General features: G+C 35.3%; 20 protein-coding genes. 10 read left to right on the top strand and 10 right to left on the bottom strand.

Annotated features, from left to right (window positions below):
* The 6 genes from VJJ26_02405 to VJJ26_02380 form a co-directional block, all read left to right on the top strand.
* A partial coding sequence (locus tag VJJ26_02405; GenBank protein HLC07018.1) for an amidase occupies positions 1-685 on the top strand: 685 nt, incomplete at its 5' end.
* A gap of 17 nt (positions 686-702) precedes the next feature.
* Positions 703-1,305 carry a LysE family transporter gene (locus VJJ26_02400; protein ID HLC07017.1) on the top strand — a complete coding sequence of 201 codons (603 nt, stop codon included), beginning with the start codon at positions 703-705 and terminating at the stop codon, positions 1,303-1,305.
* Between the two features lie 135 nt (positions 1,306-1,440).
* On the top strand, positions 1,441-1,605 hold the full coding sequence (locus VJJ26_02395; protein HLC07016.1) for a hypothetical protein: 165 nt from the start codon (positions 1,441-1,443) through the stop codon (positions 1,603-1,605).
* On the top strand, positions 1,602-1,919 hold the full coding sequence (locus tag VJJ26_02390) for a hypothetical protein (protein HLC07015.1): 318 nt from the start codon (positions 1,602-1,604) through the stop codon (positions 1,917-1,919). The genes VJJ26_02395 and VJJ26_02390 overlap by 4 nt, the downstream gene beginning before the upstream one ends.
* Positions 1,920-2,265: 346 nt before the next feature.
* Positions 2,266-3,798, top strand: a complete 1,533-nt coding sequence (locus tag VJJ26_02385; protein ID HLC07014.1) for a hypothetical protein — start codon at positions 2,266-2,268, stop codon at positions 3,796-3,798.
* Positions 3,799-3,827: 29 nt separating this feature from the next.
* Positions 3,828-4,346 (top strand): hypothetical protein, encoded by a 519-nt coding sequence (locus VJJ26_02380; GenBank protein HLC07013.1) that lies wholly within the window; start codon positions 3,828-3,830, stop codon positions 4,344-4,346.
* Between the two features lie 16 nt (positions 4,347-4,362).
* Here VJJ26_02380 and ppsA read toward each other — a convergent pair whose 3' ends face one another.
* The 4 genes from ppsA to VJJ26_02360 all read right to left on the bottom strand — a co-directional run bounded on the left by ppsA (position 4,363) and on the right by VJJ26_02360 (position 9,292).
* A complete protein-coding gene (ppsA, locus tag VJJ26_02375; GenBank protein ID HLC07012.1) occupies positions 4,363-6,747 on the bottom strand; it encodes a phosphoenolpyruvate synthase in 2,385 nt (794 codons plus the stop codon).
* A gap of 15 nt (positions 6,748-6,762) precedes the next feature.
* Positions 6,763-7,305: a hypothetical protein gene (locus VJJ26_02370; protein HLC07011.1), complete on the bottom strand. Its 543-nt coding sequence runs from the start codon at positions 7,303-7,305 to the stop codon at positions 6,763-6,765.
* Between the two features lie 80 nt (positions 7,306-7,385).
* Positions 7,386-8,585 carry a clostripain-related cysteine peptidase gene (locus VJJ26_02365; GenBank protein ID HLC07010.1) on the bottom strand — a complete coding sequence of 400 codons (1,200 nt, stop codon included), beginning with the start codon at positions 8,583-8,585 and terminating at the stop codon, positions 7,386-7,388.
* A gap of 146 nt (positions 8,586-8,731) precedes the next feature.
* Positions 8,732-9,292: a hypothetical protein gene (locus VJJ26_02360; protein HLC07009.1), complete on the bottom strand. Its 561-nt coding sequence runs from the start codon at positions 9,290-9,292 to the stop codon at positions 8,732-8,734.
* Between the two features lie 233 nt (positions 9,293-9,525).
* Here VJJ26_02360 and VJJ26_02355 point away from each other — a divergent pair, with 233 nt between their 5' ends.
* On the top strand, positions 9,526-10,197 hold the full coding sequence (locus VJJ26_02355) for a hypothetical protein (GenBank protein HLC07008.1): 672 nt from the start codon (positions 9,526-9,528) through the stop codon (positions 10,195-10,197).
* Positions 10,198-10,216: 19 nt separating this feature from the next.
* Here VJJ26_02355 and prfA read toward each other — a convergent pair whose 3' ends face one another.
* Both prfA and rpmE read right to left on the bottom strand, forming a co-directional pair.
* Positions 10,217-11,284: a peptide chain release factor 1 gene (gene prfA / locus VJJ26_02350; protein ID HLC07007.1), complete on the bottom strand. Its 1,068-nt coding sequence runs from the start codon at positions 11,282-11,284 to the stop codon at positions 10,217-10,219.
* A gap of 6 nt (positions 11,285-11,290) precedes the next feature.
* Entirely contained in the window at positions 11,291-11,494 is a 204-nt protein-coding gene (gene rpmE / locus VJJ26_02345) for a 50S ribosomal protein L31 (protein HLC07006.1), read from the bottom strand.
* Positions 11,495-11,818: 324 nt separating this feature from the next.
* On the opposite strand from rpmE, the gene VJJ26_02340 reads away from it, so the two are divergent.
* Genes VJJ26_02340 through VJJ26_02330 form a run of 3 tightly spaced genes read left to right on the top strand, consistent with a single transcriptional unit; the run spans position 11,819 to position 14,482 of the window.
* A complete protein-coding gene (locus VJJ26_02340; GenBank protein HLC07005.1) occupies positions 11,819-12,742 on the top strand; it encodes a phospholipase D-like domain-containing protein in 924 nt (307 codons plus the stop codon).
* Positions 12,743-12,796: 54 nt separating this feature from the next.
* Entirely contained in the window at positions 12,797-13,285 is a 489-nt protein-coding gene (locus VJJ26_02335) for a hypothetical protein (protein ID HLC07004.1), read from the top strand.
* Between the two features lie 15 nt (positions 13,286-13,300).
* A complete protein-coding gene (locus tag VJJ26_02330; GenBank protein ID HLC07003.1) occupies positions 13,301-14,482 on the top strand; it encodes a GNAT family N-acetyltransferase in 1,182 nt (393 codons plus the stop codon).
* Here the strand turns inward: VJJ26_02330 and VJJ26_02325 are convergent.
* The 4 genes from VJJ26_02325 to VJJ26_02310 all read right to left on the bottom strand — a co-directional run.
* Positions 14,466-14,864: a hypothetical protein gene (locus tag VJJ26_02325; protein ID HLC07002.1), complete on the bottom strand. Its 399-nt coding sequence runs from the start codon at positions 14,862-14,864 to the stop codon at positions 14,466-14,468. The genes VJJ26_02330 and VJJ26_02325 overlap by 17 nt on opposite strands.
* Positions 14,865-14,999: 135 nt before the next feature.
* A complete protein-coding gene (locus VJJ26_02320; GenBank protein ID HLC07001.1) occupies positions 15,000-15,512 on the bottom strand; it encodes a hypothetical protein in 513 nt (170 codons plus the stop codon).
* A 298-nt stretch (positions 15,513-15,810) separates the two neighbouring features.
* Positions 15,811-16,482, bottom strand: coding sequence for a hypothetical protein (locus VJJ26_02315; GenBank protein HLC07000.1), 672 nt, complete (start codon positions 16,480-16,482; stop codon positions 15,811-15,813).
* 117 nt (positions 16,483-16,599) lie between these two features.
* Positions 16,600-17,382: hypothetical protein (locus VJJ26_02310; GenBank protein HLC06999.1), on the bottom strand; the 783-nt coding region annotated here is incomplete at its 5' end.

The following is a 17,382-nucleotide window of genomic DNA, read 5'->3' as shown; positions in this document are numbered from 1 at the left end:
TACTAACGCACTACACGCAGAAGGAATTGATCCTGAAATTATACGCGCAATTGAGCAAGCACTTGCAGTATTTCAAAAAAATGGTGCAAGCATTAAACACATTACATTACCATCTCTTGATTATGCTGCAGCAACATACTTTATTGTAAGTCGCGCAGAAGCTGCATCAAATTTGGCACGCTTTGATGGCGTTCGTTACGGATTGCGTAATAAAAAAGCAACTACTTTGGGAAAAATGTACAGCCAAACTCGTCACGATGGTTTTGGCGAAGAAGTACGCGCACGTATTTTAGTTGGTAACTACGTTCTTTCAGCTGGACATGCAGGACAATTTTATAACAATGCAAAAAAAGTACAGCGCTTGATCCGTCATGAATTTACGCAAGCATTTGCAGATGTTGATGTGTTAGTAATGCCCGTGCATCCTGCTCCTGCATTTAAGTTTGGTGCATTTGCTGATAATAAATTACAACTCGATCTACAAGATTATTTTACATGTGCAATGAACCTGGCAGGAATTACTTCACTTTCGCTACCATGCGGTAGTAGTAAAGAAAATTTACCAATTGGATTGCAGATTGTTGGACCAGCTTTATCGGAAGAATTGTTATACCAAGTTGGTCATACATATCAACAAGAAACTGATTGGCATACAAAAACGCCACATGGTTATGGGAACAATTAAAACGACGAAATTGAAACATGTTAATCAATTTATTAATAAAAGGCATAGCATCAGGCTTCTCACTGGCAGCTCCTGGAGGCGCTATAGGTTTTTTATGCATCAAAGAAACATCAAAAAATGGGGTTAATCCTGGTTTGATTGCAGGATTAGGTGCTGCTACTGCCGATATGCTGTATGGAATCCTAGCCGCAGTTGTTTTAAAAATGATGGACGGTATTGTAACAAGTCATGAACTATCACTCACAATTATTAGCGGTATTTTTTTTTGTTATATGGGAGTAGAAAGACTTTTTTCAACTTCCTCTTTAGAAGACATTAAACCCATACCAGGTAAATTATTACACATTTACCTTTATACTATTCTTTTAACATTAAAAGATTTTTCCACCATACTAGAATTTATAGCACTGTTTATAGCATTCGATATTAACATTAACGAGCTTCAAGATTCTATTGGTTTTGTAATCGGAGTGTTTTTAGGTGCAGCAATATGGTGGTTTTTATTATGTTTTATGGATACTTTGTTACATAAAAAAACATCTATGCGTCTACTCCGCTATGTAAATTATATTACAAGTATCATCATTTTTATTTTCGGCTTACATGAGTTATTTAAATAGAAAAAGTTCTTTAAAAAGTATATACCTACTCATTTTTTCACCCAACCAGACAATATTATTGCAATTAGAAATTTAACAATTGTAATATAGTAGTGATATCTCGGTGTATATATCATGAACAATAGGGGTTGGATTATGAAAAAATATATCCTTTCTTTTTTCATTTACGCAAACATTCTTTGCGTACACACTACTTTTTCCTGCCCCTATAATTTCTCACCCGATGACCAACGACCATTTTTTGAACAATACGAAATAGAAAATAATATTGCTACGACGGAAGAAAAGGAAGAAAAATGAAAAAAATAGCACTTCTCATTATTATCCTATTCACCTGCCCACTTATTGCAAGTGTTAATTGCCTCAGTAATACAAAAAATTTGCAAGAGGACTTTGATGATAAAGAATGGCATTCTGTTGCATGTGACTGCCCTTGTAAAACAATAAAAGGTGGCTATTGCATTGAATGTTGCCACTTACAAAATGCCGATACATACACTGTTGTTATACCAACAAAAATTGCTTTGCAAGGCGGTAAATCCACGTATCCATCATATGACCCAAAAGTTGCCCTGCGCAAACTTGCTTTTGAGTATTTACAGAGTAAGAAATAATACATCCTTCGATACATTTTTCATCCCCAGCTTCGCTTCTCTACGCCGGGGTCCCCGTGTGAAATGGAATGGAACATGGGGTAAGAAAACACTCAGGACGAGCGGAGAAAACAACAAACTATCAAAATGACCTATCCTCCTCCGCTCGCCCTGAGTGCCACGTAGTGGTGTATCGAAGGGTTAAATTTATTTCTTCCCCATCAAAAACGGTATAACAGAATCTGCATTGAGCGATAGCGAATCAATACCTTGTGGCACATTGTATGTTTATTTGGTATTATCAAGATCGCTTTTAAAGAAATACAATCGCTTTACCAAAAATATATAGCTCAACATGGATATTGTTTTGAAGCATTTATCACGATTATCCCTTATCATCTTATTTTGTATCTCACTATCGCACACATGGATAATCGCTAATAATTTGTATGAGTACGATACTTATCCCAGATTAAACGTCAGTAATGTTGCACATTTAGAATCTCTCATTAAACATTGGAATTCCAATCCCAATCGAACAAGTGAAGATGATAAAAGAATAAAAGATCGCATACAAGCAATCAAAATGACTAAGGAAAAAGGAAGTAGATGTTTTGACTACACATCTATGGTTCCTACTTTCAATGTAGATGATATTTATTTTCTAGAGTTCAGCAACACATACGGTACTCATCTCGATTGCCAATTGCACAAAGAATTACATCAAACTCGTGACATAATCCATCAACTCACACGTACTTTTCCGGAAAATGAACATATATTGCACATAGCTCCCATAGTGCATCTTTATGCAGCTTATGCAAAAACTGAAAATGATCCCTATTTTGCGTTTGAACTTGCTGATTTCTGCCGTGTCGTTACTCAAATGCTTTCGCAAGGAATAAAAACACTACATGACTCAACCTGCAGTATTGGAAAAGGCATACATCAAGGCACAAGAGAATTTTTTTCTCTTCAGCATTGCCATGAAATTGTTACTGGGATAATGCAGCTCGGATATCTATGCTGTGAGTCTCTTACTGAACCAAATATGGCTACTTTCTTAATGTTACCAGAGTATCTTCAACATCCTGATACATTCTCTGCATTGGCGAAAAAAGACAGTATTCGTTTAAAAGATACCGCCAATACTATGTATGAGCAATTGAAGAAGGCACACAAAAAAATTAAAGATATGTCTTGGCAAGAGTTTCTTGAAAATGGCGCTCACTGGAGTACGTTAACAATATTGCAAATCTTATCATTTCATGCTCTCAACAATTTTATTTTGATGAAAATGATTCCAGTCAAAATAAACACCCGCCCTCCAGTAGCAACAACTATATATGAAGGATCATCTCTCTCAATTGAAGGCTTTAAGACATTTGTTATTGATCACACACCTACTATTCCAACCAAAGCTATTAATGTAATTAGAAATAATAATTCTCTTTTTAAACAAGCGGTTGATCATATCGAAAATCTTAAGCCAATTTTACCTAACATTAATAATGTTCTTTCTAAAAGAATCGGGACAGTGTGGGAAAAAATAAAACCAACGGATCTCATGTACCCAGGTACAAAAATTCCTAAATCATTTGAGCTTACCGTTGGAAAACAAAAGTTCTGGGTGTGTCCGAATAGCACTGAACATATGCTAGAATATATCCAGGACAAAATTAAAACTCAACACAAAAAAATTATTACACATAATATGCCCATGAACTGTCAAGCACTTCTTACTAGCTTTAAATCTGCCGTAGAACAAGCCATATCTCAAGGCATACAATATGACACAATGATTACAATTGGTTGTTGGGAACTTAGATTTGGCATGCCTAGAAAAGAAGGATTATTACCAACCATCTATCATGCAAATTTTAAACCACAAAATTGGTAAATCAGAAAATATAAAGAAAGAATAATAACATGTTAAAACTTAAAGATATTTCCTCAAATACCAGTAAAATATACAATGAGTCAGATTATTACGTCACAATTAAACTTTTGTTTGAAAAAACAAATTTTTCTGACGGTGTTTGCTATTGGAATGCTTACGGGAAAGAAAGTTCTTTGGTACAAATAGGCTTGTCAAATCCAACAGGAGCTATTTATAAAATTGTAAGTTTTTTCCACCACACTATTAGACACAAAGTTGATCCAGATGTAACAATAATGCATACTAATGTTCCTAAAAAAATAGGTCTTCCATTATTTGAAACTTATATAGAGAAATACCAAGAAGGGTATTATCATCTAGATGAAAAAATCGATTTTGAAATATATACAAGCAAAAAAAATACTACCATTATTTTTTCATCAAATACCGTAGTTCTTCATGTAATTAATGATCTCATTATTTTCGGTTTTGATAATGAAAATAACTTATGCTATATCCATATGAAAAATATGGTACTTGAAGAAGAAGGAATGATTTTCGTTAAGTAGCCAAAATGCCTATTTCTTATTTCTTCCCCACCAAAAATGGAATTACCGAATCCGCATTGAGCGAAAGTGAATCAATACCTTTTTCAATTAAAAATTCTGCAATCTCAGGATAATCAGAGGGTGCCTGACCACAGATACCAATATATTTTCCACTTTTATGCGCACCTTCAATCACAAGTGCCATCATTTTTTTGACTGCTTCATCACGTTCATCAAATAGTGGTGCAATAATTGTTGAATCACGATCTACCCCGAGCACTAGTTGCGTTAAATCATTTGAACCAATTGAAAAGCCATCAAAAAACTTACTAAATTCTTCAATCAAAATTACGTTTGATGGAACTTCACACATCATAATTAATTCAAGCCCATTTTTACCTTGCACCAAACCATATGTTTTCATTGCGTCCACAACTTTTTCCGCTTCTTGCACAGTGCGAACGAACGGAATCATAATTTTTACATTTGTAAGTCCCATTGTTTCACGAACACGTACCAGGGCCTGGCATTCTAACGCAAACGCTTCTTTGTAGCGCTCGTGGTAATACCGCGATGCACCACGAAACCCAATCATGGGATTTTCTTCTTCTAACTCAAAATAGGTACCGCCAAGTAAATTACGATATTCATTACTTTTAAAATCAGACGTGCGTACCACAACAGGTTTTGGATAAAATGCTGCAGCGATCATTCCAACACCTTGCGCTAACTGTTCCACAAAAAAATCTGTTTTATTTGTGTATGCTGCAGTTATCGCATCAATTTCATCACGAACCTTTTTGTCTTCAATGCGATCAAAATGGATAAGTGCCATTGGATGAATTTTTATGGAGTTAGTAATAATAAATTCAGTACGTGCCAATCCCACACCAGAAACTGGTAAAAATGATGTTTGGAACGCGCTATCAGGATCAGCAATATTCACCATTACTGCAACTGGCGGTGTTGGAATATCACCAAGCGGTGTTTCATGTATTTCATATTCCACTTTTCCTTCATAAATTGTACCTGTGGCACCATCAGAGCAATCAAGTGTAATTGTTTCACCATTTTTTATTTTTTCTGTACCATACTTTGTTCCTACAATTGCTGGAATGCCTAACTCACGACTTACGATTGCCGCATGACACGTGCGACCTCCACGATCAGTTACAATTCCTGCTGCACGCTTCATCACAGGAACCCAATCAGGATCAGTCATTTGTGTAACAATAATGTCACCAACACCTATACGCGCAATGTCCTGCGCGCTTTTTACTACTTGAGCAATACCGGATACAATCTTATGGCCAATACTTAAGCCCGTAACAATTACTTCTTTTTGCGCATCTTTATTTACAATATATTGTTTTAGCACCAACTCTTTTTTACCTGCATAAATAGTTTCTGGTCGCGCTTGTACAATATATAATTTTCCATCTTTGCCATCTTTTGCCCACTCAATATCCATTGGTGACCAACTTTTTTTTAATTCCGAATAATGCGTTTCAATTGCTACAACAAATTGTGCCAATTCGATAATTTCTTGATCAGACAACGCAGAAAGATTACGTTCTTTTGCAGCAACATCGACTGTTGCTACTTTCTCATGATTATTTTTTGCATACACAATTTTTGTTTTTTTATCCCCACACATCTTTTTAATGATGGGTGTAAACCCATCATTGAGTGTTGGTTTGTGTACCATGTATTCGTCAGGTGTTACCAAGCCTTGCACAATTGACTCACCTAACCCATATGATGCTTCAATCATCACCACATCTTTAAATCCACTTTCTGTGTCAAGCGAAAAGGCAACACCAGAAACTGCTTCATCCGAACGGATCATTTTTTGTACACCAATGGAAAGCGCCACTTTAAAATGATCAAATCCTTGCTCAACACGGTACACAATTGCACGATCATTAAATAATGATGCCATACTTTTTTTACATGCTTCCAACAATTGTTCATCACCAGAGACATTCAAAAACGTGTCTTGCTGCCCTGCAAATGATGCTGTTGGTAAATCCTCAGCAGTTGCAGAAGAACGCACAGCAACATCAGTTTTATCTTCACCATAGTGTTGTGAAAGTTTATGGTATGCAGTTGTAATTTCTTGTGCCAAATCATCTGGCATTGTACCATTCGCAATCAATTCACGGATTTTTGATCCTATTTTTTGCAGCTGTTTAACATCATGCACATCTTGCAACGTATTCATAATTGTTTTCATTTTTTCAACAAGTTGATTTGCATTAAGATAGTGCCAGTATGCATCTGCAGTCACAGCAAAACCGGTAGGAATTCTAATTCCTTGTGAACTGAGCTGCGTTATCATTTCACCTAAAGAAGCATTTTTTCCACCAACTGTCGCAACATCACCAATTCTAATTTCTTCAAAATATTTAATGTATTTCATGCAAACTCTTCTTACTTATGATTTCTGTTCTATAACCCAACGAATAGCATCAATAATCTCATTCTCATTAGCAACTACATTGAATTCCACTTGATCCATCACTTGCCGAGATTCTCGAAGACTATAATGAAAATTGGTAGTGTTACAGAATCCTGATTTAATACAACGTTCAAAATCGAACCCTGCTATCCGATGATATTTTTTGCATTTTGTTTCTCGTTTTTTATCTTCCCATAGCCGCTGATCACTTATACTTGGTACATATTTATTTTCTAAAGATATTTCCAATATTTTTTCAAGAGCAGACCGTACTTTAGGTGTACGATTTTTTAGATATTCTAATTCGCCGGAATGCAAATTGTTGCCAAGACGTACCTGCGCTACCGTTGATGCATAAGGATTATCAAGAATCGCTTTTTCTTTCGATTTAATATACTGGAATGGATTTTTTAGCCACTCCTTTCCTCGACGCCATATATTCGCTACACCTTCTGTTCTACAGCACAAACCTATCAGTAAGAAAAAAATAATTCCCGAAAATTTTATATGCTTTTTCATTGTTACCTCAATAATGATACATTACAAAAAAAGGGCGTCTCTTCAACGCCCTTTTTTTGTAGTTCTGCTCTCATCTATTTTTATGCTAAATAAGCTTCTAAAAAGCTCAACCAATTTGGATTATTTTCCGTCCAGTATAAACCATAATACGAAGGATCAATAGAATAGCGAGAAAAATAGATAGAAAGTCCACCGGCCTGCTTATAATTGGTACTTGTAACATTAGCTTTAATAATTTTCGTAAACAACTTGATACCATTATTTAAAACTTGTTTAAATTGATTCACTAACGATTTTGATAATTTTAATCCATCAATATTTTTGAGCAAGTTCTTATAAAACTGACAAAGATCTACATATATTCCATCATCAAACGAAAGACAACTATTCAGGCTAGCACATTTTCTTATCGTAGTTTTGACCACAGATTTATTTTTTCCCATTAATTGTGATGTCAAAATTTGTGCAACAGCATTACAGTTATCTACCAGTGGATTTAATGCGTTTAAATCAGTTGCTGATAAAGTAAAATCCGGAGTTCCTGCATATTCCTGCTTATACGCACTCACTATAAGTTTAGCAAAATAAAGTGGATCCAAATTTTTGGTCGCAAATTGATTTAAAACATACGCATACTGATATCCATCACCAGGAATAGTTTCTTCTGAAGCTACCATATAATTTGCACATGATGCTAATGTATAAGCCATCTCAAGAGAAGCCAAAAGACACGCATCAAACGCTATGATATCAAATTTTTTACCACCTCGTAAATGATCACGAGCCCATGCAAAAGCCTGTAAACAATCACGATCAGTTAAATAATGATCAGTATCATAATCGTAACAAACACCTCTAGGCATTATCATTGGAGATCTATTGAGTGGACCAGATCCATGATTCCACATGACTACCGCAATACGATCAGAAGGATAATCAATACATGCCCATTGTAATGCTTCTTCTAATGTTGTAACATCACCGCTATCACGCACCATTGTTTCACCAATTTGAGTCATTGAGCCTTTGTTGATGTAGAGTTTTTTAGTCACTTTTGGTTCATAATCTTCATGCAACGTAAGATACACAATAATGTTTACATTCGCGTTAGAACCAACCTTCATCATTTCTTGCAAATCTAAAGAAGCAAATGGATTTAAATCATTTGCCGCTGCTAAATACACTAAAAATGTCCACGGTTTTTTTACTGCAGCATCTGCTACAAAAACAAAAAAAGAAGCACTTACAAAAAGTAAGCCCTTCAGCAATCTCTTCTTCATATCGGCTCCCTCAGATAAAGTTATTAAAAATTAATACCCACATCCTAAAGAAACCGACTATAGTTTTTCAAGTTTTGTGCAAATTCACACAAAAAAGAAGGTTCGTTTTTCAACGAACCTTCTTTAGCACTTAAAAATTATCTCGATTACTTATTGCCAGTAAATGCACTCTTAAGGGATTTATCCGGATTATTCAGCAATATATAAAATGCTGCTGCAACTGGAAGTAAATCAACTGTATCTTTCATTTGCTTGACTACATACGCATCAACATATCCATACACACCGAATGGTTTTTGGACTACTTTGGTACCTTTGACAGTAAACACCGAACCATCTTCGTTCTTAGTTCTTGTTGTTGTCTCTTCTCTCTTAAACTCAGCTCCAACAACGTATTTATCAAAAATATACACTAGTTGCGCATATAATTTAGTGTCAAAAATATTGAAGGAATTTAGTAGTTTTTTAAGATCATCGCGCCATTGATCTAACTTATAGTCTTGTCTTGGTTTTGTTTTAAGACGAGTTTTTACTACATAAATAAAACCAACCAAAGCAGTAACAAGCAATGGATTATTTTGTGCAAAAACGACAACACTATTTACTTCTGAAGCCGCTGGAACTTCCGCTCGGCTTGGAGTTGGTACTGCCATAATCATAGTTAATGCTAATAAAGCTGACTTTACACGTATATTCGAGTTCATCATAAATTGATCCTTTTTCTGTAAATTTTATAATAATTAACCGCTCTATTTTTAATAGTATACAATTATGCAAAAAAGTCAAAAGGCTCGTTGCTGAAAAATTCTCCCAATAACCCCTTTAGCAGGCAAAAAAACCTATTTCCTGGAAATCAAAAAAAAAGATAAACTTCTCAAATAAGAAGTTTCAGGGCTATACTAATCCCATAAAACGATAACACTTATGCGGGACAGCACATATGACTGGAACCTCTACCAAAAAAATCGGATCCATTTTTCTCCTATGTATTTTTTTTAATACATCTACCACAACAGAAAAACCCTGGTACAATGCATGTACAGAAACTCAATTGCCATGGTTAATTATCGGAGCAGTAACTGCGCTTATTCTTGGAAAAATATCATATAATTATTATCAATCTTACCCACAACCACATGAACAATGTATTGAAAATTGTCGCTCAATATACAAAAAAATACATCAAGATATTCAATATTATCATAATTTTCATTGTCATGATGTTCAGATAAGTGATTGGGAATTAAAAGAAATAATTGTACAAAATCAACAAACATCATATCCGTTTATAGCTTATCATTCATTACTCGCTAAAAGTTCTTGGGTGCTTAAAAAACATTTGGCAACGGTGAAGAATCAATTAAAAAAAATTAACAGACACAAAAAACAGCTCATCTCTCATAAACAGTCAGAGTCAACCGCTCATCTTAAAGAAAATTTTCTACAACTAACAATCAGAGGACAGCAACTACTAGAATACACCATAAAAACAATTACGTTGGTTTCTATTCTTAAAAAAAGGATAAAGCTTTTTAAAGAATATAATGATGATTGCTATAATTGGTCACAAGAGATAAAAAAACAAAAAATATCTGCTAGAACAACTCACTAGAAACATTGCGTATATTTGATTACTGCAAGGCTAACTTACGTCTTTCTTCGCGATCAATTGCACGTAGCGCTTCAATGATTTCATCAAGATCGCCTTCTATAACATAATCAAGTTTTTTGAGTGTTATATCGGCATTGTGATCAGTGACACGATTTTGTGGAAAATTATAGGTGCGTACTTTTTCAGCGCGCATACCACGACCGACCATTTCTTTGCGTTGCTTTCCAATTTCTGCCGCATGTCGTTCTTTTTCGAACGCAAGCAAACGAGATTGCAAAACCTTCAACGCCTTAGCCTTATTTTTATGCTGAGAACGCTCATCTTGGCAAGAAACCACCACGCCAGTAGGAATATGAGTAATACGAACAGCTGAATCGGTGGTGTTAACATGTTGACCACCGGCACCGCTTGCACGGAACACATCTATGCGCAAGTCTGCTGGATTGACACTCACATCAACTTCTTCAGCTTCTGGTAACACTGCGACAGTTGCTGTTGAAGTGTGAACACGTCCTGCCGTTTCAGTTTTTGGCACACGCTGAACACGATGGACTCCAGCCTCAAACTTGAGATGCCCGTAAACACCTTGACCTTCAACATGCAAGGTAACATCACGGATGCCGCCAATGTCAGTAAAGCTTTCATCCACAACCGTTGCTCGCCAGCCTTTTTTCAATGCATAGTTTGTATACATTCTGAGTAAATCTGCAGCAAACAACGCTGCTTCTTGACCACCAGCTCCTGCACGTATTTCAATAAATACTGACCGTTCATCATGTTCATCAGAAGGAATCATCAAATCTTCAAGGGCACGCTCTTTTGCTAACCTTTTGAGTCCCAAATCATGGAGCTCCAGCTTAAAAAGCTCGGCCATCTCGGCATCTTCAAGCGAATGCTTGAGTTGATCTTTGGTGTCCGCTATTACTTTATCAACACGATTAAGATCTTTCTGCGCATCAATAATACGCAAAAGACGAGCTAACTCCTTCTGTAACACTATTCGTTTAGTGTTATCAGTAACGGTAGCAAGCTCGTTTGTAAGATCGTCATATCTTTTTTGTAATACGATCAGATCGGTCATATCCATAAAAAATTATGCTTTTTTTGAATATTTTTTGTTGAATTTATCAATACGACCAGCTGTATCAACAAATTTTTGCGCTCCAGTAAAGAATGGATGGCAATTTGAGCAAATAGTTACTCTTAGCTCTGAATTGGTTGAATGGGTTTCAAATGAATTACCACATGCACAGCGTGCAACAATGTTATGGAGCTCTGGATGTATATCTTTTCTCATACAAGGCCTTAACGTTTTATGTTTTTTATACTATGTAATGGCTACACTAATACCGCCAAACTACGCGTAAAGCTACGTCTGGCACGCCAATATATCCTAAAAGTACCGCAAAAATGACCTTTTGTAAAGGACAGACAGCCAGTTAGTCTTTACAAATGCTTCCATCTCTTGCAAATAACTCAAATCGCTATATAATTAATACTAACAGAAAGACATATAGAATTATTCCCTTTTAACCGAATTAAAAAAATGAACATTAGTACGCCTATTAGAAATATTATATATGTAATTTTTATAATAACTTCACCATGCCAAATCTACGGCATGAAAAGACTTGCAGAGAAATCTCCGGAAGATACTATTCCTGCAAAAAGGATATGCCTCGAAATTCCTGAAAATCAACTGATAATCGACATTAAAAAAAATATTTTCAGTCTTGACCCTATTGCCGTTGGCAAATTATTATCTACAGAAGAAGCTTGTCAGCTCAGCAAAGAACAAAAAAATGAACTCCATAAAACCGCAAAAGGACTCAAGAAAAATATCTTCGAAGTCCGCAAACTGGGATCTGTAATTGCACAACAAACAGATAATGTGGCAATCAAAGAAAAATTTTCATACGATGCTGAATACAAAAATATACAAAAAACAACGCGCTATCTTTATGCACTAAAATTCTTACCCAATTTTACCTTTCCACAAGTTATGTTTACTCCTGCACCATTATGCAACTACCAACAAGACTTACGCATAAAGCCAGATCAAGCACTTATAGCGTTAATTAAAAATGAACAAACCGGAATACACGTATGCTGTTATCACATTACGATCGCAAACATTGCCAAAGCTCTCATTAAAAAGGCAAAAAGTGGTGTTTCCGTTGAGATAATTACCGATCAATCACAGGGCCGAAATGATAAGGACTATTGCACAGTTAAAACATTAATAGACAGTGGCATATCTGTATTATCACCACAAAAAGTGTATGAACAAATGCATCATAAATTTTTCATATTCGATTCCAATATATGCGACCAAAGTCTTCTCTGGACAGGATCATATAATCCGACACCACATGGCAATTCTCATTCCTGGGATGATGCAAACATCTTCGACATTATAGCAATGATTAAGCAATATCGTGCACGTTTTGGAGAAATTAAAAATAGCAGTAAAAAATATATTATCCCTATTCCGCAACCTCATCAACCCAACAAACTCCCCACAATTTGTATGCTAACAAAATAGATGGTATGATCATCATTAATTGATAATAGATGGTAGTCATTATGGAGCTTTTACATGGCATTAACACCTGTATCACTATTAGAACTCTGTAAATACACAAGCCTTGTGTGCTCATCTCTCATCACTCTTTTTCTCACACTACACGACTGGATTGATATATATCCACTGAATGATCTGGCAACATTCAACAAACACTGTTCACTACGCAACAAAATCTTAATGACAATCATCAACACACCATTTTTTATTATCTACACCGCACTGTTGCTCTATTATTGGTCAACACCAATATCATCGTATGCTGCAGCATACTTAATAATCTGTAATCTCTTATTTTTTACCGGTATTATGTTCTCTTGGTGGTTACCATATCTTTTTGGATTCCCTGCTTCGCAAGTCGAAGACTTACACAAAAGTCACGGTACAACACACACATTTTTACCAACAATTGGCAACAACCCAACGCCAGACACTTTGCATGTTATTTTTCACTTGGTTTTCGTACTTAACGTGATTGCGACATTTATTGTTATTTATTCGTAAAAAAAGGATTTTTATATGCGTATTATGTCACTCGCAATTATTATATTCACTACTGTCTCCATTTCCACCTGCACACAAGAATTACCTTTCTATAGAGAAACGCAACAATTTAAAATTGTATGCTTGCCAACAGAATGTGATGCTGCTGATGAAATTTTAGAAGAATCTGAAAAATTCTTCGCTCAACTATCAGAAAATTTGCAACATGATTACAGCACACAAATCACCGTAAAAATATATCCTGATCTGCACACCTTTCACTATGCAATTAACTACCCTAATGCGTCAGATTGGGTTGTTGGAGAACTACAAGAACATGCATATGCCATTGTTACTCCTTGTAATCCAGGACCTGCTCATTCATATGACAGTATTATAAAAGCAAATAACACAAACCTTGCAGAATTATTTATTATTGATAAATATCCTCACACAAATATTCCACGCTGGTTACACCAAGGCACTGCGCTTTATTTTGCCAACTATTTTTCAGATGCATCAGTTGAAAAATTTATAAACACCGTGGAAATATTACCGTCATTGGAACAATTAGAAAACATTGATAAAGAAGATAATCAAGGATTTGCTGAACTTGATGGATTTATTGTATCGTATCTCCTTGTACGATTTATAGATACTCAGTGGAATAGAGCTACATTGCTTGCTTTACTCGATAACTATGCAGATTTTGAAAACATATTAGGTTTCTTGAAAAAAAGTGTTGAAATTCACTGGTCACAATCTATTTTACTCAAAACTCATGTTCTTGAATCAGGCAATCCATCCCTTTATTTACCAACAAAAGATCTTTTATCAACACTTAAAAAAGCAATTTCTGCAACATACAAAAAGTATACTTGCGAGCTAGAACCTCAAATAGTATCGGCTTTTGATACATCTATAGAAAAATTTACACACTCAAACAATCAATTATTGGCAATAATACAAACCAATACAACAATTGCAGGATGGGCATTATTCTCAATAGAACCACAACACCGAGCAACACTGGAAATTGTATGCATAAACCCCGATTACCGCAGACAAGACATCGGTAAAAAGCTTATTGCATCTATTCATAAAAAATTCCCCACCATTGCCTCCATAGCCGCTTCTACAAGAAAAATGAATGTAAAAACACCTTGCTTTTGTGGCACGCTCGATTTTGAAAAAAAAGTGATTACTTCCAATCAATAACCCATTCCGATATTTTACTCCCATCTTCATCGTAAGTAGAACCACGTTCTGGAATAAAATCATAGCACGTTTGTGCTGTAAATTGCTTATCGCCTATGAACTCATTATAAATGTCAGCTATAATGATACTGTTTCTGATATAAACCTTATTGCCAACTTTATATAACCTCCACCACTCTATAAACTTACAACAATTAGGATCATTTATTGCTACCACCAAGCATGAATTATCATGATCTAATAATCTTTTAAGCCCTTCTTTCCATTGCAATTCATAATCTTCAATACTCCACCAATCCAAAGGAGAATCAAAAAGTTCTACAAAATCATCAATTACTATTTTTCCCGTAATACCATATTTTTTAGGCTTTCTATCTATCATTTTAATGCTTAAATTCATTTCTTTTTTAATGCGTTAATATTAATTTGTGATTTTTACTAACAGCTTTTAGGCGATACATACAAAAACAATCTCTTTCTTTTATACGATCTCGAGTTTATCAAGAAAATAGCAAGTCTACTCATAAGGAGATTTAAATAATTCTACAAACAATCCACTTTCTTTAATTACGGTTATCGCCTTATCACAAGCAAGCGAACTACCGATATACATATAAAAATCCCACCCAAAATGTACAAACATTTTTCGACTATATTTCAATTTATACCACAATTTATCACGTAAAATTAGCTTACAAAGATCTTTTATGTGTGCTTGCTCTACCCAGTCACCATCTTCAACATTCTGAAAAACTTGAACCATATCATCAGTATTATGAATATCCTTTTTTAACTTTCTCTTTTTTTCTAATGTATCAATTTGAAGAGATGCGATATTGTGACATTCCATAAACAATTCTATTGCATCAATGTAAAGTTTTTCAATCCGAGCATATTCCTTAAAATCAAATCGATTACTATTAAATGTTTTCCCAATCTCGGAGTATATACACCATTCATCGTTTAAAAAAACACCATTCTCATTTCGATACTTTGGATTATATTTGGTTATTCGCCAACAAAATTTCATTCCAATCCCCGCGGTAATTTATGCAACAATAATAAACCCAACATTTAAATGATTACTTTTTATAAACTTTCACAATTTTTTCAAATCGACGACTAGTCGTATACAATATATTTCCTCTACGATCAAAAACCTTCCATAAACCCCCATTGTGCCCATCGATATCTGGGCTAATATAATTTTTGCCGTTGAAAAAAACTGGCTGATTCCGTGTATTTCCACAAGGATGATCTTTTACTTTTTTATGACCAAACTCTTTTGCTATTTCCTGCGCTTCTTTCTTGGTTAATGATTGAAAATCTTATCTTGCCTGATCTCTTTGCTTTCTCTTTTCATCTTCCGGGTCCTCCGGCATCATCCCACCGCCATAAAACTGCGGCTGCTTTATAACATTATGCTTCTGCTTACTTTTCTTATGCCATTGATACCCAAGAAATGTTCCTAAGCCCGCTAAGCCAAAACTAACACCTGCTATTTCTATTCCGCCAGCACCAAACACAGCCGAGACAGCTAAAACAACGGGAAAAAAATTATGTGCGCAAATATCTGCTGTTGTAACAAAAAAATTGTGATGCTCTGCAACACCAACAAGATACACATTAACAGCTTTTTCTACCAAAGATATTGCCGTAATATTGTGCGAGGCTAAAACTTTTAAATTTGGCGCAACAATCCATACATCATCTTTTACATTGTAAAATTGCTGATCACATGCAGCACACAAATGTTCATTATCAATAGCAATGCGCATGTATCGAGTAACGGATTGCTTGGCAACAAATACTACAGAACTCTCAACAAAGTTTTTTTCTTTATCACAACAAATAACACAATCACCAACGCGCAGATCTTCTATTTTGCTGTAACCGTCAGGAATTTTTACCAAAGTGCCTGCTGCAAAACCTTCTGAAAAAGATAGCTGACTCTGAAAAAATAAGATCAAGAGAATTAATGGTACGTACACCCGCTTCATATGCAACTCCTTAGTTAGAAAATTGCTGCAAATATAGCACAAAATATTATCTCTAAGAACAAGAAAAAGGTACTGTTTTTTGCAGTACCTTTTTCTTGTTCTTAAAATCGAATAAATTTAATGGGCAAATAATGTTCTACCGTGCAAATCTTCTTTCCCTATCGTAAATACAGCTATTTGTGGAAAAAGATCAACCTCTTTATCAGTCATAGTCTGATATGCCTTTTCAATCACCTCTGTTTGATCAACAGGTGTTTCACATTTATACACGGAACAGTTCGAAATCATTTGTGTATAAACAGAGCCTTCGCCCTCCATGCGCATATCATATTCACCTGTTTCTTTTCCTCCATTGGGAATAATCAATGCCATGCGTCGTTGAGCTGCTTTATTGAGTGCACGCGCAAGTACATTTGTTGGTCCATTATCAGCGCCAAAACCGATAATCTTTTTGTTAACATTCATAGCAAGCGCAAGTGCAAGTATTGTATCAAATGGTTGTTGTTCTTCAGGAATCACCATGTATTGATTTTGTTGATCTTCATCAATTGCAACCCTACTATCTTTGCCACCACAATCCATTAGCACAAGTTCCGGATGTTTTCTGAGTAACACTTTAAATGGTTCTGAACTAAGATGTCTTCCATGCTTTGTTATATCTCGTGGAAGTTGTTTTCCACCAATTAATGTTGCTTGACGATTTTCACCCAAAAATACTACTGCTAATGTTTTACCTTGCGCTAAAACAGGACTAATTTGTTGATCAACAGCAATCATCGCTCTTTCTGGCGCAGCAAACATAACCTTTTCTGGCGCCATATCAGCAGGATCCATCTTAAGAAGTCCAAGCAATCCTATAATATGCGTTGTATGATGAGCTTTTGGTTGTTCATCTCTTTC

Source organism: Candidatus Babeliales bacterium (assembly GCA_035288105.1).
In the GTDB taxonomy this organism is placed as follows: Bacteria; Babelota; Babeliae; order Babelales; family Vermiphilaceae; genus SOIL31.
This window is presented reverse-complemented; position numbering and strand designations above follow the sequence as displayed.